The following is an 18,945-nucleotide window of genomic DNA, read 5'->3' on the forward strand; positions in this document are numbered from 1 at the left end:
CCTCCGCGGAGGGCACTCCTCACCGTGCGCGATCAGTCGTCGTACTTGTTCGTGTCACCGGGCCACTCGCCGGTGAGCCGGTCGTAGCCGGTCGCGCCGCCCCGGTCGATCGCGGCCTTCACCAGGCCGAAGATCGCGCCCTGGACGGACGCCGCCAGGAGCACCTCGCCCCAGCTCCGGTCCTTCTGGGTCGGGGTCGGCGCCTCCTTGGTGCCGGTGATCAGCTTCCACACCTGGCCGAACAACGCGCTGGCGGCCAGACCGCCGAGTACGCCGAACAGCATGCCGAGCGGCCGGTACAGGAGCTTGTTCACGTTCACCGCCCCCTCCGCAGGAGCTTCCACAGCACCAGCACCACCGCCGCGACACCGGCCGCGACCGCCGCCGGGTGCTTGCGCGCCTGCCGCACGCCCTGCTCGACGCGCTCCTGCACGGGCGGCGGCAACGACTCGACCGCCTGCGCGGCCTTCGTGCCCACCTGCTCCGCGACCACACCGGCCTTGAGGCTCACCTGGTCGGCGACCACGCCGGCCTTCGCGCTCACCTGCCCGGCGACCTCGCTCGCCTTGGCGCCCACCTGCTCGGCCACCTCGCCGGCCTTGTGCCCGACCTGGGTCGCCGCGGCGCCCGCCTTCTCGCCGATCACGGCGGCCTTCTCGCCGACGGCCGCACCGGCGGCGTTGGCCGCCGCGCCCGCCTTGCCGACCTGCTCGCCCGCCTTGTCGGTGGCGTGGCTCGCCTTGGCCGTCGCCTTGCCCGCCGCGGCGGTCACCGCCGCGTTGGCCCGCGTAGCGGTCTCCTTCACCTGTTCCACTCCTTCGCGCGCTTTGTCCTTCACCCGTCCGGGCACATCCGTCTTGTGCACCAGCGCTTCCACGGTGTCGCCGAGCTCCCGCCGAGTCTTCTCGACGTCGGCGCGCAGCTCGTCCGGGTCGGTGGGGCCGTCCTTGCCGCTCATCGGTGTGCCCTCTCGCTCACGGTGGCGATGTCCTGCTTGACACCGGCCATGGCCTCTTCCGGCACCGGAGGCGTGCCTCGTCGGATCTGCTTGCGGCCGACCAGCGCGAGCACGCCCGCGACGACGAACACGGCCACCGCGACGACGAACGCCGCGATCCACGCCGGCATGGCGGTGGCCAGCAGCAGCACCAGCCCCGCGAGCACCGTCATCAGGCCGAACCAGGCCAGCACGCCCGCGCCGCCGAGCAGCCCGGCGCCGGTGCCGACGCGCTTGCCCTTCGTGCGCATCTCGGCCACGGCCAGCCTGATCTCGTCCCGGGCCAGCCTGCTCACCTGGTCGGACAGCCTGTTCACCAGTTCCGCGGTGGACGGTTCCCGCTCGGTGACGCGTGCAGCGGCACCCCTGACCCGATCGGTGCTCGTGTCAGCCGCGCGGGTGGTGGCGACGTGACTCATGGCCGTCTCCTCTCTCCACTCGACCTCCGACTACCCGGAAACGCGGTGGTGTACGCACGGTGTTCGGGGGAACCCGTCGCCCATGTCGCACGCCCCGCAGACACCCACCCAGCTGCCGAAGCGCTCCTGGTGGGCCGTGCTGAAGCGCACGGTCAAGGAGTTCAACGACGACAACCTCACCGATTGGGCCGCCGCGCTCACCTACTACGCGGTGCTGTCCCTGTTCCCCGGCCTGCTGCTGCTGACCGCGCTGCTGGGGCTGCTCGGCCCGGACGCGACGAAGTCCATTGTGGACAGCCTGGACGCGCTGGGGCCCGGCGAGGCCAAGGACACCATCGCGGGCGCGCTGGAGAACCTGCAGAAGTCGCAGGCCAGCGGCCTGCTGGCGATCGTGGGCCTGGTGACGGCGCTGTGGTCGGCCTCCGGTTACGTCGGCGCGTTCATGCGCGCGTCGAACTCGATCTACGACGTCGAGGAGGGCAGGCCGTTCTGGAAGATCATCCCGCTGCGGCTGGGCCTGACCGTCGGCGTGGTGGTGCTGCTGGCGGCCACGGCGCTGGGCGTGACGCTCACCGGTGGCGTGGCCGAGTGGCTGGGGGAGGTGCTCGGGCTCGGCTCGACCTTCGTCACGGTCTGGGACATCGCGAAGTGGCCGGTGCTGTTCCTGCTCGCGAGCCTGGCGATCGGCCTGCTGTTCTGGGCCTCGCCGAACGTGCGGCAGCCGAGCTTCCTGTGGATCACGCCGGGCGGCCTGCTGACCGTGGTGGTGTGGGTCGCCGCGTCGCTCGGCTTCGCGTTCTACGTGTCGAACTTCGGTTCCTACAACAAGACCTACGGCTCGCTGGCCGGTGTGATCGTCTTCCTGGTCTGGCTGTGGATCTCGAACCTGGCCCTGCTGCTCGGCGCCGAACTGGACGCGGAGCTGGAGCGGGGCAGGCGGATGGAGGCCGGGCAGCCCGAGGAGCGGGACCCGGTGGCCCCGCCCCGCGACACGACAGCCCTGAGCTGAGAGGCCCCGGGGGCAGGCCCTGACCAGCGGGGTCAGGACCTGGCCGGGATCAGGCCTCGGTCGAGTTCAGGCCTTGGTCGAGCTCGGCACCTGGCCGGGATCAGGCCTGCGACTCCGCCGAGGTCTGCTTGCGGACTTCTTCCATGTCGACCTTGCGCGCCTGCTCGATCAGGTCCTCGAGCGCCGTCTCGGGCAGCGCGCCGGGCTGCGAGTAGAGCACGACGCCGTCGCGCACGATCATGAGGGTCGGGATCGACCGGATCTGGAACGCCGCGGCGAGCTGCTGCTGCGCCTCGGTGTCGACCTTGCCGAACACGATGTCGGTGTGCTTCTGGGCGGACTTCTCGTAGGTCGGGGCGAACTGGACGCACGGCCCGCACCAGCCCGCCCAGAAATCGACCAGGACCATCTCGGAGCCGCCGACAACCTCGTCGAAGTTCTCCGCGGTCAGCTCCACGGTGGCCATAGGTCCTCCTTGCTGTGGACACAGGGGTCGCCCCCCTCGTACCCGGACCAACGATGGTCGACGTCCGACAATTCCCTTCCACAAGTAGTGGACGCCTTCAACAAGAAGTTGTAGTTTTCGGTTCACCCGAATGCAGGAGGTGTCCCGTGCGCAGGACCGCAGCCCTCGCCCTGTCCCTGTTCGCGCTGGTGGCGTGCGGTTCACCCGCCGAGGACCCGCCGGCCGGGTCCACCGGTGACCTGCCGTCGTCCTCGTCGATCGTGGAGTCCGTCACCAAGGACGACGCCCTGGCCGCGACCCTGCCGCCCGCCATCGCCCAAGCGGGCAAGCTGCGCGTCGGCTCGAACATCCAGAACCCGCCGAACAACTTCTACGCCGCCGACGGCAAGACCCCGGTCGGCTCGGAGGTCGACCTGGCCAAGGCGCTCGGCGCCAAGCTCGGGCTGACCGTCGAGCACCAGGACATGGCGTTCGGCTCGCTCATCACGAGCCTCCAGGCGGGCCGGGTCGACGTGACCATGGCCGCCATGAACGACACCCCGGAGCGGCAGCAGGCGATCGACTTCGTCGACTACTTCACCTCCGGCATCACGATCATGGTGCGGAAGGGCAACCCGGAGGGCGTCAAGAGCCCGGACGACCTGTGCGGCAAGTCCGTCGCGGTCAACCTCGGCTCCAGCCAGGAGACCTACGCCAAGGAGTTCCAGTGCCTGTCCGGCGACCCGATCGGGGTGACCGCCACCGACAGCGACACGCAGAACCAGAACCAGCTGCGCACCGGCCGCGTCGCCGCCATCCTCAACGACCTGCCCACCGCCGTGTACGTGGCCAAGACCGCCGGTGACGGCGAGTTCTTCGAGGTCGTGGAGCTGGCCCCGATCAACGGCGGCCCGTACGGCATCGGGGTCAACAAGAACACCCCCGAGCTGACGACGGCGCTGAGCAAGGCGTTGCAGGCGCTGATCGACGACGGCACCTACGGCAGGATCCTCGAAGCCTGGGACGTGCGGCAGGGCGCGGTCACGAAGGCCACCGTCAATGGCGAGTGACGACGTGGTCGACGTGGAAGCCGTGGTCGACGTGGAAGCCGTCGACGACCTGGTCGTCGTCCCGCTGCGGCACTGGGGGCGGTGGGTCGTCGGCGCGGTGATCCTGGCGCTCCTCGGCGCGCTCGGCTGGGCACTGGCCGATGCGAAGATCGACTACGCCGCCGTGCCGGGGTTCTTCACCCACGACATCATGCTGCGCGGCCTGGCCAACACGGTCGTGCTGGCGCTGGCCGCGCAGGCGGGCGCGATCGTGCTCGGCGTGCTGATCGCGCTGCTGCGCCGGTCGGCCAACCCGGTCGCCCGCTGGTTCGCCGCCGGGTACGTGTGGCTGTTCCGCGGCCTGCCGGTGCTGCTCCAGATCCTGCTGTGGTTCAACCTGGCGCTGGTGTTCGAGACCATCTCCATCCCGGGGCTGTTCGAGGAGAAGACCAACGTCCTGGTGACCGCGTTCGTGGCGGCGCTGCTCGGCCTGGGCCTCAACGAGAGCGCCTACATGGCCGAGATCGTCCGAGCGGGGCTGACCAGCGTGGACCACGGCCAGGTCGAGGCGGCCAAGGCGATCGGCATGACGCCCGCGACCACGTTGCGGCGGGTCGTGCTGCCGCAGGCCATGCGGGTGATCATCCCGCCGACCGGCAACAACTTCATCAACATGCTGAAGGGCACGTCCATGGCGTCGGTCATCGGGTTCCTGGAGCTGATCCACGCGGCCAACAACATCGCCTCGCGCAACCTCCAGATCATGGAGACGCTGCTGGCCGCCGCCGCGTGGTACATGGTCGTGGTCAGCGTGGCGAGCGTCGGGCAGCACTTCCTGGAGCGCCACTACGGCAAGGGGGTGGCCCGGTGAGCCCGGTGGACCTCGTGCGGGCCGTGGGGGTGCGGAAGGCGTTCGGGTCGACGGAGGTGCTGAAGGGCGTCGACCTGTCGGTGGACGCCGGGCAGGTGGTGTGCCTGCTCGGGCCGTCGGGCGCGGGCAAGTCGACGTTCCTGCGCTGCGTGAACCACCTGGAAACGATCGACGCGGGCCGGATCTGGGTCGACGGCCAACCGGTCGGGTTCACCTCGCGCGGCGGCAAGCTGTTCGAGCTGCGCGAGCGGGAGGTGGCGCGGCAGCGGCGCGGCGTCGGCATGGTGTTCCAGCGGTTCAACTTGTTCCCGCACCGCACGGCGGTGCAGAACGTGGCCGAAGGGCCGGTGCACGTGCTGCGGACGCCCCGGAAGCAGGCGGTGGCCGAGGCGCGGGCGTTGCTGGACCGGGTCGGGCTGGCGGACAAGGCCGACTCCTACCCGCACCAGCTCTCCGGTGGCCAGCAGCAGCGGGTGGCGATCGCCCGGGCGCTGGCCATGCGGCCGAAGCTCATGCTGTTCGACGAGCCGACCTCGGCGCTGGACCCGGAGCTGGTCGGCGAGGTGCTGGACGTGATGGCGGACCTCGCCCGCGACGGCATGACCATGATCGTGGTCACGCACGAGGTCGGGTTCGCCCGGCAGGTGGCCGACTCGGTGGTGTTCATGGCGGACGGCGCGGTGGTCGAGACCGGGCCGCCGGGCCAGGTGCTGGACAATCCGCGGCAGCAACGCACGCAGCAGTTCCTCGCGAAGGTGCTCTAGGTGGTCATGCGCATCCCGTCGTCCTACCTCGTCCAGTTCCGCGAGCCGGAGGGGTACCTGGACTTCGCCCGCTTCGGGCCGCCGTCGTTCGCCGTGGTGGACGCCTCCACGCGGCTGGTGGAGGCCGCGATGTCGGCCGGGCCGTCCACGGTGGACGACCTGATGCGGCAGGAGCTGAGGGCGAAGGCGGCGGTGGCCCGGCTGTGCCGGGGCGACACCGACCACGTGACGTTGCTGCCGAACACGAGCACCGGGTTGTTCCAGGCGGCGCTGGCGGTGACCGGCGAGGTGCTGGTGTCGTCGGGGGAGTTCCCGGCGAACACCTACCCGTGGGCGCGGTCGCCGTCCGTCGACGTGTCGTGGCTGCCGCCCGGCCCGGTGACGGCCGACGTGGTGCGGGCGGCGTTGACGCCGAGGACGGTGGCGCTCGCGGTGAGCGCGGTGGACTTCCGCACCGGCTACCGGGCGGACCTGGCGGCGTTGCGCGAGGTGGTGGGCGACCGGCTGCTCGTGGTGGACGGCATCCAGGGCTTCGGGGTGGTCGACGAGCCGTGGGAAGTGGCCGACGTGCTGGTGGTCGGCGGTCAGAAGTGGTTGCGGGCGGGGTGGTCGACCGGGTTCACCACGGTGTCGGACCGGGCGCTGGACAGGCTGGACCCGGTGCTGTCGGGGTGGACCGGAGCCGAGGACCCCGGCTTGTTCGACAACGGCATCCACCCCATGGGCGGCGGGGCGGCGGGCTGGTCGATCACGAACCTGAGCCCGATCGCGTCGGGCGCGCTGGCGGCGGGGCTGGAGCTGGTCGAGGCCGCCGGGGTCGAGGCCATCCACGCGCGGATCGTTGAACGATCCGACGAGTTGATCGAGGTGATCCGCGCGGCGGGTGGCGAGGTCGTGTCCGCGCTCGACCGCCGCGCGGGCATCCTCGCGTTCACGCTGCCCGACCACCCGCCGTCGGTGATCGGGGCGGCGCTGGTGGACGCGGGGGTGACGGCGACCGTGCGGCCGGAGCACGTCCGCCTGTCGCCGCACGCCTCCACGACGCCGGAGACCGTGGCCCGCTTCGCCGCCGCGCTGAAGGAGGTCCGCAAGCCGGTCGCCGCGCCCGCGCCGGCCCCGCCGGTGACCTCCGACGTGCTCACCGCCCTGATCCCGACGGTCAACAGCCTGGCCGCCGCGCTGGGACCGGGCACCGAGGTCGTGCTGCACGACCTCGGCGCGCTGCCCGACTCGATCATCGCCATCGCGGGCGACCTCACCGGCCGCAAGGTCGGCGGCCCGATGACCGACCTGCTGCTCGGCCTGGTCCGCCGCGGCACGACCCACGACCTGGCCGGCTACGAGACCTACGCGCCGGACGGGCGGGTGATCCACTCGTCCACCGTGTTCCTGCGTGACGCGGAGGGCGTGGCGGTCGGCTGCCTGTGCGTGAACAGCGACCCGGGCCCCGACCGCCGCCCGGAGACCCCGGAGCCCGCCGGGTCGGTGGTCGAGGCGTTCCCCGGCGACGTCGACACCCTCCAACGCCTCCTGGTCGAACGCGCGGTGTCCGCCGTCGGCGTGCCCGTGGAGCTGATGAAGAAGTCGCACAAGTCCCAGGTGGTGCGGGTGCTGGACGAGGCGGGCCTGTTCCTCATCCGCGATTCCGTCGACCACCTGGCGGGCGTGCTCGGCGTGACCCGATACACGATCTACAACTACCTCAACGAGATCAGGGCCTGACCCCGGCGGGACCAACGGCTGATCACGGCCGCGTGGACCAGCGCACGCCGCGGGTCCCAGCGACCGGGTCTCCCGGCCGGGGGCGGCCGAATCGGCGTGTCACGTTTTCCGCGATGGCCCGCGCGTGCCGCATGATGCACGCATGTTGTCGAGCAAGGGCGAGGACTTCCGCGCGTTCTGGACCGAGCGCCACCTGTGCACGCTGACCACGGTCCGAGCGGACGGCACGCCGCACGTCGTGCCGGTCGGCGTCACGCTGGACGTGGGAACGGCCACCGCCAGGGTGATCAGCTCGGGCACGTCGCACAAGGTGCGGCAGATCCTCGCGGCCGGCCCGGAGGGCGTGCCCGCCGCCGTGTGCCAAGTGGACGGACGCCGCTGGTCGACGCTGGAGGGCCGGGCGGTGGTCCGCCGGGAGCCCGAGGTGGTGCGCGACGCCGAGCGCCGGTACGCCGACCGCTACCGCACGCCCCGCGCCAACCCGGAACGCGTGGTGATCGAGATCGCCGTCACGCGCGTGCTGGGGACGGTGTGAGCGTCACGGTCATCGGCATCGGCGCCGACGGCTGGGACGGCCTGCCGCCCGCGTCGCGGCACGAGGTCGCGTCGTGCGAGGTGCTGATGGGCAGCACCCGGCAGCTCGACCTGGTGCCGGGCGGGTTCGAGCGGGTGCCGTGGCCGTCGCCGCTGGTGCCGGCCCTGCCGGGGCTGCTGGCCCGGTACGCCGGACGGCGGGTGGGCGTGCTGGCCAGTGGCGATCCGATGTTCCACGGCATCGGCACGACGTTGACGCGGTTGCTGGGCGCTTCGCGGGTCCGCGTCCTGCCGCACCCGTCGTCGGTGTCGCTGGCGTGCGCGCGCCTGGGGTGGGCCTTGGACGACGTGGACGTGGTGAGCCTGGTCGGCAAGCCCGCCGCGCTCGTCGTGCCCCACCTGCACCCGGGACGGCGGGTGCTCGTGCTCGGCGGGAACCCGCGCGAGGTCGCCGCCCTGGCCCCGGACGCGCGGCTGACCGTGCTGGAGCAGTTGGGCGGGCCGGGGGAGCGGGTGCACCACTCGCTCGACGACGCCGACCCGTTGCACGTGCTCGCGGTCGAGTGCGGCGCGGACGGCGCGTCGTCGACACCCGGTCGGCCGGACGAGCAGTTCGAGCACGACGGGCAGCTCACCAAGCGCGAGGTGCGGGCGGTGACGTTGGCGCTGCTCGCGCCGCGCCCCGGCGAGCTGCTGTGGGACGTCGGCGCGGGCGCGGGCAGCATCGCGGTGGAGTGGTGCCGGACCCACCCGACCTGCCGGGCCATCGCGGTGGAGAAGCACCCCGAGCGCGCGGCGCGCATCACGCGCAACGCGACGGCGTTCGGCGTGCCGGGCATCGAGGTCGTCGTCGGCTCGTCGCCGGACGCGCTCGACCTGGCCCGGCCGGACGCCGTGTTCATCGGTGGCGGCCTGACCGCCAACGGCGTGGTGGAGCGCTGCTGGGACGCGGTGCGACCCGGCGGGCGGCTCGTGGCCAACGCCGTGACGCTGGAGTCGGAGGCCGTGCTGACGCGGTGGCACGGCCGGCTGGGCGGCGACCTGACCCGGATCGAGGTGAGCCGGGCGACCGCGATCGGCGGCTTCACCGGCTGGCGCCCGCAGATGCCCGTGACCACGTGGGCAGTGACCAAGGAGAACGCGTGACCGTCCACTTCATCGGCGCCGGGCCCGGCGCGGCCGACCTGCTCACCCTGCGGGCGGCGCGGCTCATCGCCGAGTCACCGGTCTGCCTCTACGCGGGCGCGCTGGTGCCGGTCGAGGTACTGGCGCACTGCCCGCCCGACGCGCGCCTGGTCGACACCGCGAACCTGGACCTCGACGAGATCACGGCCGAGCTCGCCGCCGCGCACGCCGCCGGTCACGACGTGGCCCGCCTGCACTCCGGCGACCCGTCGGTGTTCAGCGCGATGGCCGAGCAGATGCGCCGCCTGGACGCCCTGGGCGTCGCCTACGACGTGACGCCGGGCGTGCCCGCCTTCGCCGCCGCCGCCGCGTCGCTGAACCGCGAGCTGACCGTGCCGGGCGTGGGGCAGACGGTGATCCTGACCCGCACGGCGGCCCGCGCCACCCCCATGCCGCCGGGGGAGGACCTGCCGACGCTGGGTCGGCCCGGCGCCACGATCGTGCTGCACCTCGCCGTGCAGCGGATCCTGGAGGTGGTGGCGGACCTGCTGCCGAACTACGGCGCGGACTGCCCGGTTGCCGTGGTCGCGCGGGCGAGCCGGGAGGACGAGGTGGTGCTGCGCGGCACCCTCGCCGACATCGCCGACCAGGTGCGGGCCGCGGGCGTGAAGCGGACGGCCGTCATCGTCGTGGGCCGGGTGCTGACCGCCGAGGGCTTCCCGGACAGCCACCTCTACTCGACCACCCGCAGCCGGTCGTGACCTGGTCCGTGAGCTGCCCGCAGCCGGTGGTGGCCTGCTTGGAGAGCCGTCCGGGCGCGGGGATCCCCCCGGTTTCCAGTCTACCGGCGGGCACCGACGGAAACGGGGTGGCGGCGGAGGCCTGTGGATCACGCCCGGCCGACGACGGCGCCCGCGCGGTCGATCACGATCACGTCCACGGTGACCGGCGCGCCGCGCAGCACGTCGTCGGCGGTGGCCTTGGCGCGGGCCGCCACCAGGTCGCCCAGCGGCACGCCCGCCGCCTGGCACACCCGGAGCGCGCCGAGCGCGGTGTTGGCCCCCGTGATGGCCGCGGCCAGGTCGGGATCGCCCGCCAGGGACGCCAGGAAGCCCAGGTCGACCTGGGAACGCCCGGAGTGCAGGTCCAGGTGCCCGTCCGCCAGCTTGGACAGCTTCCCGATCCCGCCCGCGACGGTCAGCCGGGGCACGGGGTGGCGGCGCAGGTACTTCAACACCGCGCCGGCGAAGTCGCCCATGTCCAGCAACGCGTCCTCCGGCAGCCCGTGCACCGCCGCCGCGACCTTCTCCGACGTGCTGCCGGTGCACCCGGCGACGTGCTCGTACCCCTGCGCCCGCGCCACGTCGACCCCGCGCCGGATGCTGTCGATCCACGCCGAGCACGAGTACGGCACCACGATCCCCGTCGTGCCCAGGATCGACAGCCCGCCCAGGATCCCCAGCCGGGGGTTCCACGTCTTGCGCGCCAGCTCCGCGCCGTGCTCGACCGAGATCGACACGACCACGTCCCCGCTGCCGCCGTGCTCCGCCGCGACCCGCGCGACGTGCTCGCGCATCATCTGCCTCGGCACGGGGTTGATCGCCGGCTCGCCGACCGCCAGCGGCAGGCCGGGCTTGGTCACCGTGCCCACCCCGGGTCCGGCCTCGAACACCACCCCGCTGCCCGGCGCGCCGTGCCGGACGGTGGACCCGACCAGCGCGAGGTGCGTGACGTCCGGGTCGTCGCCCGCGTCCTTCACGATCGCGGCGAAGGCGCTGTCGTCCGCCAGGGACTCCCGGGCCAGCGCGAACGACGGCGTCCGGCCCTTCGGCAGCACGATCCCGACCGGGTCGGGGAACTCGCCGGTGAGCAACGCGGTGTACGCCGCCGCGGTGGCGGCGGTGGCGCAGGCGCCGGTGGTCCAGCCGAAGCGCAGGTTCGTGCTCACGACGACAGGATGCAACAGCCGTGAAGACCGTGCTGGTACTGGGTGGCACGGGCGAGGCGCGTGAGCTCGCCGCCGCGCTCACCGGAATGCGGGTGATCTCGTCGCTGGCCGGCCGGGTGGCCGACCCGAAGCTGCCCGACGGCGAGGTCCGCGTCGGCGGCTTCGGCGGCGTCGAGGGCCTCGTGGCCTACCTGCGGGCCGAACGCGTGGACGCGGTCGTGGACGCCACGCACCCGTTCGCCGAGAGCATCACCGCCAACGCCCTCGCCGCCACCGCCGCGACCGGCACGCCGTTGCTCGTCCTGCGCCGCCCCGGCTGGCCGCCCGAGGACGGTTGGCGGTACGTGGACAGCGTCGCCGAAGCCGCGGCGCTCGTCGCCGGCCGCCGGGCGTTCATCACCACCGGCCGCCGGGAGCTCGCCGCGTTCACGAGCGGTGTCGCGCGCACGGTCGACCCGCCCGACCCGCCGAACCCGCGGCTCGACCTCGTGCTGGACCGCGGACCGTACACGGTGGACGGCGAGCTCCGGCTCATGCGCGAGCACCGGGTCGAGGTCCTGGTCACCAAGGACAGCGGGGGGCCGATGACGGCGGCCAAGCTGACCGCCGCCCGTCACCTCGGCATCCCGGTCGTCGTCGTGCGCCGGCCACCGCCACCGGACGCGCCGCTGGTGCGGACCGTGGCCGAAGCCGTCGACCGGCTCACCCGGGGTAGCGGCGCGGGGTGAACACCGTGCCGCGCGAGCTGACCCGCGTCTGCGAGGAGCCGATCAGCAGCAGGCACCGCATGTCCACGGTGGACGCGTCCAGGTCGGCCAACCGCACCACCCGCACGGACTCCTCCGGCCCGCCGACGTCGCGCCCGACGACCACCGGCGTGTCGGGGGAGCGGTGCCGCAGCAGCACGTCCCGCGCCTTGTCCACCTGCCACGTGCGGCTGCGCGAGGCCGGGTTGTAGACCGCCAGCACGAGGTCCGCCCGCGCCGCCGCCTCCAGCCGCTCCTCGATCACGTCCCACGGCTTGAGCCGGTCGGACAACGACACCACGCAGTAGTCGTGCCCCAGCGGCGCGCCGACCCGGCTCGCCACCGCGTGCGCCGCGGTCAACCCCGGCAGCACCGCCACCGGCACGTCCGCGAACTGCTCCTCGGTCGCCACCTCCAGCACCGCGCTGGCCATCGCGAACACGCCCGGGTCGCCCGAGGACACCACCGCGACCCGCCGCCCGCGCTTGGCCAGGTCCAGCGCGAACGCCGCCCGCTCGGCCTCCACCTTGTTGTCCGACGCGTGCCGCCGCTGGCGCGGGTTCACCGGCACCCGGTTCAGGTAGGTCACGTACCCGACCAGGTCGTCGGCCTCCGCCAACGCCCGTCGCGCCTCCGGCGTCAGCCACTCGGGCCCGGCCGGACCGAGCCCGACCACCACGACCCGGCCCCCGGACGCCGCGCGGACCTCGGGCCTGCTCGGCAGCAGCGCCAACGAGAAGTACGGCACGCCCTCGGCGTCCACTTCGGACAGCGGGGCGGTCCGCTGCCCGCCGGTCGTCGCCCGCTCCACGTACCAGGCCTCGTCCAGCCGGCCCGCCCGCGCCAACGCCTCCCGCACCCGCGGGAACGTCCGGCCCAGCTTCATGATCGCCACCGGGTCGCCGCCGGCCAGGTGCTCCACCAGCGCGTCCGCCGACAACGTGCCGGGGAGCACGGTCAGCACCTCGTCCCGCTCCACCAGCGGACGTCCGATCACCGCCGCGCCCGCGCTCACCGACGTCACGCCGGGCACGACCTCGGCCTCGTACCGGTGCGCCAACCGCTTGTGCAGGTGCATGTAGGAGCCGTAGAAGAACGGGTCGCCGGCCGCCAGCACCACCACCGTGCGCCCGGCGTCCAGGTGCGCGGCCAGCCGCGCCGCGCACTCCTCGTAGAACGCGTCGATCTCGCCCTGGTAGTCGTCGGAGTCCTCGGTCGTGACGGGGTAGACCAGCTGCTCCTCGACCTGCCCGTCCCGCAGGTACGGCGCGGCGATCCGGCGCGCCACGCTGCGCCCGTGCCGCGCGCTGTGGAAGACGACCACGTCGGCCTCGCCGATCAGCCGCGCCGCCTTGACGGTCACCAGCTCCGGATCGCCCGGACCCACACCGACCCCGTACAGCTTGCCCGTCATTCTTCCTCGCTCGCGATCGCGTTGAGCGCCGCCGCGGTCATGGCGCTGCCCCCGCGCCGTCCGCGCACGACCAGGTACTCCAACCCCAGGTCGCCGGCCGCCAACGCGTCCTTCGACTCGGCCGCGCCGATGAACCCCACCGGCACGCCCAGCACGGCGGCGGGTCGGGGCGCGCCCGCCGCGATCATGTCCAGCAGGTGGAACAACGCGGTCGGCGCGTTGCCGATGGCGACCACCGCGCCGGCCAGGTCGTCGCGCCACAGCTCCAACGCCGCCGCGCTGCGCGTGGTGCCCAGCTCCGCCGCCAGCCCCGGCACGCGGGGGTCGCCCAGCGTGCAGATCACCTCGTTGTCGGCGGGCAGCCTCCGCCGGGTCACCCCCGCCGCGACCATCCGCGCGTCGCACAGGATCGGCGCGCCGGCCAGCAGCGCGGCCCGCGCGTCGCGCACCACGTGCGGCGAGAAGTCGACGTCGCCGACCAGGTCGACCATCCCGCAGGCGTGGATCATCCGCACCACCACCCGGGACACGTCCGACGGGAACCGCGCCAGGTCTGCCTCGGCGCGGATGGTGGCGAAGGAACGGCGGTAGATCTCCGCGCCGTCCTTGACGTAGCTGGTCACCTGATCTCCTCGTACCCGTCGCCGGTCGCGACGAACTCCACCACGTCGCCCGCCGGCCGCCCGCACCGGCGTGCGCAGCCCGACCAGTGCGCCCGGCCCGGCGTGGTCCTGGCGCCGATCCAGCGGGTCGCGTCGGCGCGCACGTCGGCCAGCGACTTGGCGCAGCCCGGCCGCCCCGTGCACGCGCTGACGCCGTGCCACGGCGAGTCCGGCGAGGTGAACAGGCCGCTGGTGTCGGTCCCGGCCGGCAGCACCAGGCTCCGCCACGGCGTGAGCCGGACCGGCACGCCGGCCAGGAGCCGCGCGTCCCACCGCCCGAACGGCACGCCCGCGACGACGACGGGGCCGTGCGCGCCGGGTGCGACGGGCGTCACACCCGGTTCGACCCGGGCGTCACCCGGATCGCCCAACGCCGTCGTGATCTTCCGCACACCGCCGTCCACTTCGGACAGCCGCCAGGCCTCGCCGCGGAGCTCGCCGAACAGCCGTGCGGCGGTCACCACGGCCTCGACGGGATCGGTCACGCGCAGCCCTGAATCGTGGCCTGCCAGGAACAACGCGTCACCGACCAGCCCGATGTCACCCGACAGGCCGCTGACCGCGCCACCCACCGTGACCAGGAAACGCCCTGGCAGGGACGCCAGCTCCGGTACCGCGCACAACGCCGCGTCGATCTCGTCGACCAGCGCCTGGTTGTCCTCCAGCGGCGCGGCGATGATGTTGCGCATCCGCTCGTGCGTCATCGAGGGCAGCAGGCCGACATCGCGCAGCCGCGCGCCCAGCTCGTGCTCCGCCCCCGGCGCCAAGCCCCTGATCTGCAGGTTCGCCCGTGACGTCAGCTCAAGGAACCCGTCGCCCAGCTCCACCGCGGCGGCGCGCAGCACGTCGACCCGCGCGGCGTCCAACGTCCCACCGGGCACCCGCACGCGCGCCAAACCGCCGTCGGCGGCCTGGTGCACGTCGACGGCTCCGGGGCAGGCGTCCGGGCGAACTCGGTCCGTGGGCATGGACTGGATGCTAACTGCCGTTAGGGTGACCTCCGAACGGCGAAGCAGCAGGAGGAAGCCGGTGTGAATCCGGCGCGGTCCCGCCACTGTGACCGGGGGAGGCCCCGGGAGTCAGGAACTCCGCTCGCCGTACCCACGACCGGGGCGAGGACCCCCGAGGGATGGAGCCCGCACGTGATCCTGCTGTTGTCGACCTCCGACACCGACCTGCTGTCCGCCCGCGCCAGCGGCGCCGACTACCGCCTGGCCAACCCCGCCCGCACCGCCGTCGACGACCTGCCGGCACTGGTGGAGGGCGTCGACCTGGTGGTCGTGCGCATCCTCGGCGGACGCCGGATGTGGGAGGAGGGGCTGGACCGGCTGCTCGCCTCCGGCCTGCCGGTCGTCGTGCTGGGCGGTGAGCAGAACCCCGACGCGCCGCTGATGGAGCTGTCGACCGTGCCCGGCGGCGTCTGCGCCGAGGCGCACGCGTACCTGGCGCACGGCGGCGCGGCCAACCTCGCCCAGCTGCACCGGTTCCTGTCCGACACGGTGCTGCTCACCGGTCACGGCTTCACGTCGCCCGAGCCGACGCCCACCTGGGGCCTGCTCGAACGGCAGGACGCGGTCGAGGGGCCGACCATCGCCGTGCTGTACTACCGGGCCCACCACGTGGCCGGGAACACGGCGTTCGTGCACGCCCTGTGCGACGCGATCGTGGCCAAGGGCGGCCGTCCGCTGCCGGTCTACTGCGCCTCCCTCCGCACGGCGGAGGCGGAGCTGCTGGCCGAACTGGGCAAAGCGGACGCCCTGATCGTCACGGTGCTCGCGGCCGGCGGCACCAAGCCCGCCGCCGCGTCCGCCGGCGGTGACGACGACGCGTGGGACGTGGGCGCGTTGGCCGCCCTCGACGTGCCGGTCCTCCAGGCTTTGTGCCTGACCAGCAGCCGTGCCTCGTGGGACGGGAATGACGACGGACTGTCCCCATTGGACACCGCCACCCAGGTCGCGATCCCGGAGTTCGACGGTCGGATCATCACGGTGCCGTTCTCGTTCAAGGAGGTCGACGACGACGGCCTCACGGTCTACGTCGCCGACGACGAGCGCGCGGCGCGGGTCGCGGGCATCGCGGTGCGCCACGGCAGGCTGCGCCACATCCCGCCGGCCGAACGGCGCATCGCGGTGATGCTGTCGGCCTACCCGACCAAGCACTCCCGCATCGGCAACGCGGTCGGCCTGGACACGCCGGCCAGCGTCGTGCGGCTGCTCACCGCCATGCGGGAGCACGGCTACGACATCGGCGACGAGCTGCCGGGCGTGGCCGACCTCGACGGCGACGCGTTGATCCACGCCCTCATCGCGGCCGGCGGCCAGGACGCCGACTGGCTCACCGAGGAGCAGCTCCAGGGCAACCCCGTCCGGCTGCCGGCGGCCCGGTACCGGCAGTGGTACGCCACCCTCCCGGAGGACACGCGGCAGGGGATGGAGCGGCACTGGGGCGAGGCGCCCGGCGAGCTGTTCGTCGACCGGTCGCGGGACGCCGACGGCGAGATCGTCCTGGCCGCCCTGCGCTCCGGCAACGTCGTGGTCATGGTCCAGCCGCCGCGCGGCTTCGGCGAGAACCCCATCGCCATCTACCACGACCCGGACCTGCCGCCGAGCCACCACTACCTCGCCGCCTACCGCTGGCTGGAGGACGAGTTCGGCGCCGACGCCGTGATCCACGTGGGCAAGCACGGCAACCTGGAGTGGCTGCCCGGCAAGACCGTGGGCATGTCGGCCGGGTGCGGCCCGGACGCGGCGCTGGGCGACCTGCCGCTGATCTACCCGTTCCTGGTCAACGACCCGGGCGAGGGCACGCAGGCGAAGCGCCGGGCGCACGCCACCCTGGTCGACCACCTCGTGCCGCCGATGGCCAGGGCCGACAGCTACGGCGACATCGCCCGGCTGGAGCAGCTGCTGGACGAGCACGGCACCATCGCCGCGATGGACCCGGCCAAGCTGCCGGCGATCCGCGCCCAGATCTGGACCCTCATCCAGGCCGCCAAGCTCGACCACGACCTGGGCCTGTCCGACCGGCCGGGGGACGACGGGTTCGACGAGCTGATCCTGCACGTCGACGGCTGGCTGTGCGAGATCAAGGACGTCCAGATCCGCGACGGCCTGCACGTCCTCGGCCAGGCGCCCACCGGCGGGACCAGGGTGAACCTGGTGCTGTCGATCCTCCAGGCCAAGCAGATGTGGGCCGGTCGGGTCGCCGCGCTGCCCGGCCTGCGCGAGGCGCTGGGGCTGACCGAGTCCGGCAACGACCGGACCGCCACCGACCGGGTCGAGGAACAGGCCCGCGCGCTCGTCCAGGCGATGGAAGACGCCAATTGGGATGTGAACGCGGCCCGCGGCCTCACCGACGACGAGGACGTGGCGCGCATCCTGGAGTTCGCCGCGACCGAGGTCGTGCCCCGGCTGGCCCGCACCACGGACGAGCTGACCAACGTGCTGCACGCCCTGGACGGCGGCTACGTGCCGGCCGGTCCGAGCGGCTCGCCGCTGCGCGGCCTGGTGAACGTGCTGCCGACCGGTCGCAACTTCTACTCGGTCGACCCCAAGGCGGTGCCGTCCCGGCTGGCCTGGGAGACCGGCCAGGCCATGGCCGACTCGTTGCTGGCGCGTTACCGCGCGGACACGGGGGAGTGGCCGCCGTCGGTCGGCCTGTCGGTCTGGGGCACGAGCGCGATGCGCACCGCCGGTGACGACATCGCCGAGGTGCTCGCCCTGCTGGGCGTCCGGCCCGAATGGGATGACCAATCGCGTCGGGTGACCGGTCTGGAACCGATCCCGCTGGCCGAGTTGAACCGGCCGCGAATCGACGTCACGGTCCGGATCAGCGGCTTCTTCCGCGACGCATTCCCCCACGTTGTGACACTGATCGACGACGCTGTGCGACTGGTCGCGAACTTGGACGAGTCGGCGTCGGACAACTACGTCCGGGCGCACGCCCAAGCCGATCTGGCGCGGCACGACGACCCGCGTCGGGCGACAATGCGGATCTTCGGCAGCAAACCGGGTGCGTACGGCGCCGGCCTGCTCCCGCTCATCGACAGCCGCAACTGGCGCGACGACGCCGACTTGGCCGAGGTGTACGCGGTGTGGGGCGGGTACGCCTACGGCCGCGAACTCGACGGAGTCGAAGCGCGGCCGGCCATGGAGAGCGCCTACAAGCGCATCGCGGTGGCGGCGAAGAACATCGACACGCGTGAACACGACATCGCCGATTCGGACGACTACTTCCAATATCACGGTGGCATGATCGCGACCGTGCGCGCGCTCACCGGCAAAGCGCCCGCCGCTTATGTCGGGGACAGCACGCGGCCCGACGCCGTGCGCACCAGAACGCTGAACGAGGAGACGAACCGGATCTTCCGCGCCCGCGTGGTCAACCCGAGGTGGTTGGCCGCGATGCGCGAGCACGGTTACAAGGGCGCGTTCGAACTCGCGGCCACCGTCGACTACCTGTTCGGCTACGACGCGACCACCGGGGTGGTCGCCGACTGGATGTACGAGCAGCTCGTGGCCAGCTACGTGCTGGACCCGGTGAACCGGGAGTTCCTGGCCCGGTCCAACCCGTGGGCGCTGCACGGCATCTCCGAACGGCTCCTGGAGGCGGCCGAACGGGGTATGTGGGAGCACCCGGAGCCGGCGACGCTGGAAGCGCTGCGAAAGGCGTACCTGGAAACCGAGGGTGATCTGGAGGACGGCCGCTGAGCCGTCACGCCGCCCGCACGTGCCCTATAACGCCGCGGAAACGGTTTGATCATGAGGGGTACCCCCTATATTCGGGCCCCTCGCGCGCGTGACGAAACACCTCGGTCAATCATTGGTCCTGAATGGACGTCCCGGCGCGCGCCGCGGGCCGTCCGGAGGTGACTCGGCCGGCCGGTGGCGCCACCCGGTCGGCCGACTCGCGCTACCCGTCCGGACGACTCCGCGCGCCACTGTCCGCGACTCGCGGTGGGACGGTGCCGGACAAGCGCGCACTTCCGGTGCAGACTGGTGGCGGGTGAGTGGGTGCGCGACTCGTGAATCTTTTCGGGCCGTTCGGCGCGGAGATGAACCGAGCGTGTCCGACCGGTCTACGAACAGTGCCTGAACGGACCACTGGACACACCGCTAGCAGAATCGGTCCAGCAAGGCAAATGACGCAACGTCGGTAACAGCGCGGACACGGGAGCTTGACACAACTCCGTGGTGCGAACCACACTCCCCCAAAACCTGGGAGCGCTCCCAGAACGTTCA

At 72.8% G+C, this 18,945-nt stretch carries 18 protein-coding genes and 1 riboswitch; of the genes, 10 read left to right on the plus strand and 8 right to left on the minus strand.

Annotated features, from left to right (window positions below):
- Window positions 1-32: 32 nt before the first annotated feature.
- From ACQPYE_RS12275 to ACQPYE_RS12285, 3 genes are read right to left on the minus strand one after another with little or no spacing between them, the layout of a single operon-like run.
- On the minus strand, window positions 33-320 hold the full coding sequence (locus ACQPYE_RS12275) for a DUF4235 domain-containing protein (RefSeq protein ID WP_498721234.1): 288 nt from the start codon (window positions 318-320) through the stop codon (window positions 33-35).
- Window positions 317-958: a DUF3618 domain-containing protein gene (locus ACQPYE_RS12280; protein ID WP_498721235.1), complete on the minus strand. Its 642-nt coding sequence runs from the start codon at window positions 956-958 to the stop codon at window positions 317-319. Before ACQPYE_RS12280 ends, ACQPYE_RS12275 begins: the two co-directional genes overlap by 4 nt.
- Window positions 955-1,416, minus strand: a complete 462-nt coding sequence (locus ACQPYE_RS12285) for a phage holin family protein (protein WP_498721236.1) — start codon at window positions 1,414-1,416, stop codon at window positions 955-957. Before ACQPYE_RS12285 ends, ACQPYE_RS12280 begins: the two co-directional genes overlap by 4 nt.
- 82 nt (window positions 1,417-1,498) lie before the next feature.
- Here ACQPYE_RS12285 and ACQPYE_RS12290 point away from each other — a divergent pair, with 82 nt between their 5' ends.
- On the plus strand, window positions 1,499-2,425 hold the full coding sequence (locus ACQPYE_RS12290) for a YihY/virulence factor BrkB family protein (protein ID WP_498721237.1): 927 nt from the start codon (window positions 1,499-1,501) through the stop codon (window positions 2,423-2,425).
- A 100-nt stretch (window positions 2,426-2,525) separates the two neighbouring features.
- Here ACQPYE_RS12290 and trxA read toward each other — a convergent pair whose 3' ends face one another.
- Window positions 2,526-2,891: a thioredoxin gene (gene trxA, locus ACQPYE_RS12295; protein WP_498721238.1), complete on the minus strand. Its 366-nt coding sequence runs from the start codon at window positions 2,889-2,891 to the stop codon at window positions 2,526-2,528.
- Between the two features lie 146 nt (window positions 2,892-3,037).
- Between trxA and ACQPYE_RS12300 the strand changes: the two genes are divergently transcribed.
- From ACQPYE_RS12300 to cobM, 7 genes are all read left to right on the plus strand, one after another.
- Window positions 3,038-3,940 (plus strand): ABC transporter substrate-binding protein, encoded by a 903-nt coding sequence (locus ACQPYE_RS12300; protein ID WP_498721239.1) that lies wholly within the window; start codon window positions 3,038-3,040, stop codon window positions 3,938-3,940.
- Window positions 3,930-4,790, plus strand: a complete 861-nt coding sequence (locus ACQPYE_RS12305; protein WP_498721240.1) for an amino acid ABC transporter permease — start codon at window positions 3,930-3,932, stop codon at window positions 4,788-4,790. The genes ACQPYE_RS12300 and ACQPYE_RS12305 overlap by 11 nt, the downstream gene beginning before the upstream one ends.
- Window positions 4,787-5,554 (plus strand): amino acid ABC transporter ATP-binding protein, encoded by a 768-nt coding sequence (locus tag ACQPYE_RS12310; RefSeq protein WP_498721241.1) that lies wholly within the window; start codon window positions 4,787-4,789, stop codon window positions 5,552-5,554. The genes ACQPYE_RS12305 and ACQPYE_RS12310 overlap by 4 nt, the downstream gene beginning before the upstream one ends.
- Window positions 5,555-5,560: 6 nt before the next feature.
- Window positions 5,561-7,276: an aminotransferase class V-fold PLP-dependent enzyme gene (locus ACQPYE_RS12315; RefSeq protein ID WP_498722889.1), complete on the plus strand. Its 1,716-nt coding sequence runs from the start codon at window positions 5,561-5,563 to the stop codon at window positions 7,274-7,276.
- Window positions 7,277-7,418: 142 nt separating this feature from the next.
- Window positions 7,419-7,811, plus strand: a complete 393-nt coding sequence (locus ACQPYE_RS12320) for a pyridoxamine 5'-phosphate oxidase family protein (RefSeq protein WP_498721242.1) — start codon at window positions 7,419-7,421, stop codon at window positions 7,809-7,811.
- A complete protein-coding gene (cbiE, locus tag ACQPYE_RS12325; protein ID WP_498721243.1) occupies window positions 7,808-8,956 on the plus strand; it encodes a precorrin-6y C5,15-methyltransferase (decarboxylating) subunit CbiE in 1,149 nt (382 codons plus the stop codon). Before ACQPYE_RS12320 ends, cbiE begins: the two co-directional genes overlap by 4 nt.
- Window positions 8,953-9,696 carry a precorrin-4 C(11)-methyltransferase gene (cobM, locus tag ACQPYE_RS12330; RefSeq protein WP_498721244.1) on the plus strand — a complete coding sequence of 248 codons (744 nt, stop codon included), beginning with the start codon at window positions 8,953-8,955 and terminating at the stop codon, window positions 9,694-9,696. Before cbiE ends, cobM begins: the two co-directional genes overlap by 4 nt.
- 128 nt (window positions 9,697-9,824) lie before the next feature.
- On the opposite strand, the gene ACQPYE_RS12335 is transcribed toward cobM, so the two are convergent.
- Window positions 9,825-10,883: a cobalt-precorrin-5B (C(1))-methyltransferase gene (locus ACQPYE_RS12335; RefSeq protein WP_498721245.1), complete on the minus strand. Its 1,059-nt coding sequence runs from the start codon at window positions 10,881-10,883 to the stop codon at window positions 9,825-9,827.
- A 20-nt stretch (window positions 10,884-10,903) separates the two neighbouring features.
- Here ACQPYE_RS12335 and ACQPYE_RS12340 point away from each other — a divergent pair, with 20 nt between their 5' ends.
- Window positions 10,904-11,611: a cobalt-precorrin-6A reductase gene (locus ACQPYE_RS12340; protein ID WP_498721246.1), complete on the plus strand. Its 708-nt coding sequence runs from the start codon at window positions 10,904-10,906 to the stop codon at window positions 11,609-11,611.
- Here ACQPYE_RS12340 and ACQPYE_RS12345 read toward each other — a convergent pair.
- Genes ACQPYE_RS12345 through ACQPYE_RS12355 form a run of 3 tightly spaced genes read right to left on the minus strand, consistent with a single transcriptional unit; the run spans window position 11,586 to window position 14,673 of the window.
- Window positions 11,586-13,043 (minus strand): precorrin-2 C(20)-methyltransferase, encoded by a 1,458-nt coding sequence (locus tag ACQPYE_RS12345; protein WP_498721247.1) that lies wholly within the window; start codon window positions 13,041-13,043, stop codon window positions 11,586-11,588. The genes ACQPYE_RS12340 and ACQPYE_RS12345 overlap by 26 nt on opposite strands.
- Complete coding sequence (locus ACQPYE_RS12350) at window positions 13,040-13,666, minus strand: precorrin-8X methylmutase (RefSeq protein WP_498721248.1); 627 nt, start codon at window positions 13,664-13,666, stop codon at window positions 13,040-13,042. The genes ACQPYE_RS12345 and ACQPYE_RS12350 overlap by 4 nt, the downstream gene beginning before the upstream one ends.
- Entirely contained in the window at window positions 13,663-14,673 is a 1,011-nt protein-coding gene (locus tag ACQPYE_RS12355) for a ferredoxin-like domain-containing protein (protein WP_498721249.1), read from the minus strand. The genes ACQPYE_RS12350 and ACQPYE_RS12355 overlap by 4 nt, the downstream gene beginning before the upstream one ends.
- An 11-nt stretch (window positions 14,674-14,684) precedes the next feature.
- A riboswitch (cobalamin riboswitch) is annotated at window positions 14,685-14,814 on the plus strand.
- A 33-nt stretch (window positions 14,815-14,847) separates the two neighbouring features.
- Between ACQPYE_RS12355 and cobN the strand changes: the two genes are divergently transcribed.
- A complete protein-coding gene (cobN, locus tag ACQPYE_RS12360) occupies window positions 14,848-18,414 on the plus strand; it encodes a cobaltochelatase subunit CobN (protein ID WP_498721250.1) in 3,567 nt (1,188 codons plus the stop codon).
- Window positions 18,415-18,945 lie beyond the last annotated feature (531 nt).

Source organism: Actinosynnema sp. CA-299493 (assembly GCF_050946825.1).
Taxonomy (GTDB): domain Bacteria; phylum Actinomycetota; class Actinomycetes; order Mycobacteriales; family Pseudonocardiaceae; genus Actinosynnema.

What these genes read in the sequence shown, in the direction of transcription:
- ACQPYE_RS12280 (WP_498721235.1), bottom strand. Translation starts at nt 958, where the DNA reads ATGAGCGGCAAGGACGGCCCCACCGACCCGGACGAGCTGCGCGCCGAC.
- ACQPYE_RS12285 (WP_498721236.1), bottom strand. Translation starts at nt 1,416, where the DNA reads ATGAGTCACGTCGCCACCACCCGCGCGGCTGACACGAGCACCGATCGG.
- ACQPYE_RS12290 (WP_498721237.1), top strand. Translation starts at nt 1,499, where the DNA reads ATGTCGCACGCCCCGCAGACACCCACCCAGCTGCCGAAGCGCTCCTGG.
- trxA (WP_498721238.1), bottom strand. Translation starts at nt 2,891, where the DNA reads ATGGCCACCGTGGAGCTGACCGCGGAGAACTTCGACGAGGTTGTCGGC.
- ACQPYE_RS12305 (WP_498721240.1), top strand. Translation starts at nt 3,930, where the DNA reads ATGGCGAGTGACGACGTGGTCGACGTGGAAGCCGTGGTCGACGTGGAA.
- ACQPYE_RS12315 (WP_498722889.1), top strand. Translation starts at nt 5,561, where the DNA reads ATGCGCATCCCGTCGTCCTACCTCGTCCAGTTCCGCGAGCCGGAGGGG.
- ACQPYE_RS12320 (WP_498721242.1), top strand. Translation starts at nt 7,419, where the DNA reads ATGTTGTCGAGCAAGGGCGAGGACTTCCGCGCGTTCTGGACCGAGCGC.
- ACQPYE_RS12345 (WP_498721247.1), bottom strand. Translation starts at nt 13,043, where the DNA reads ATGACGGGCAAGCTGTACGGGGTCGGTGTGGGTCCGGGCGATCCGGAG.
- ACQPYE_RS12355 (WP_498721249.1), bottom strand. Translation starts at nt 14,673, where the DNA reads ATGCCCACGGACCGAGTTCGCCCGGACGCCTGCCCCGGAGCCGTCGAC.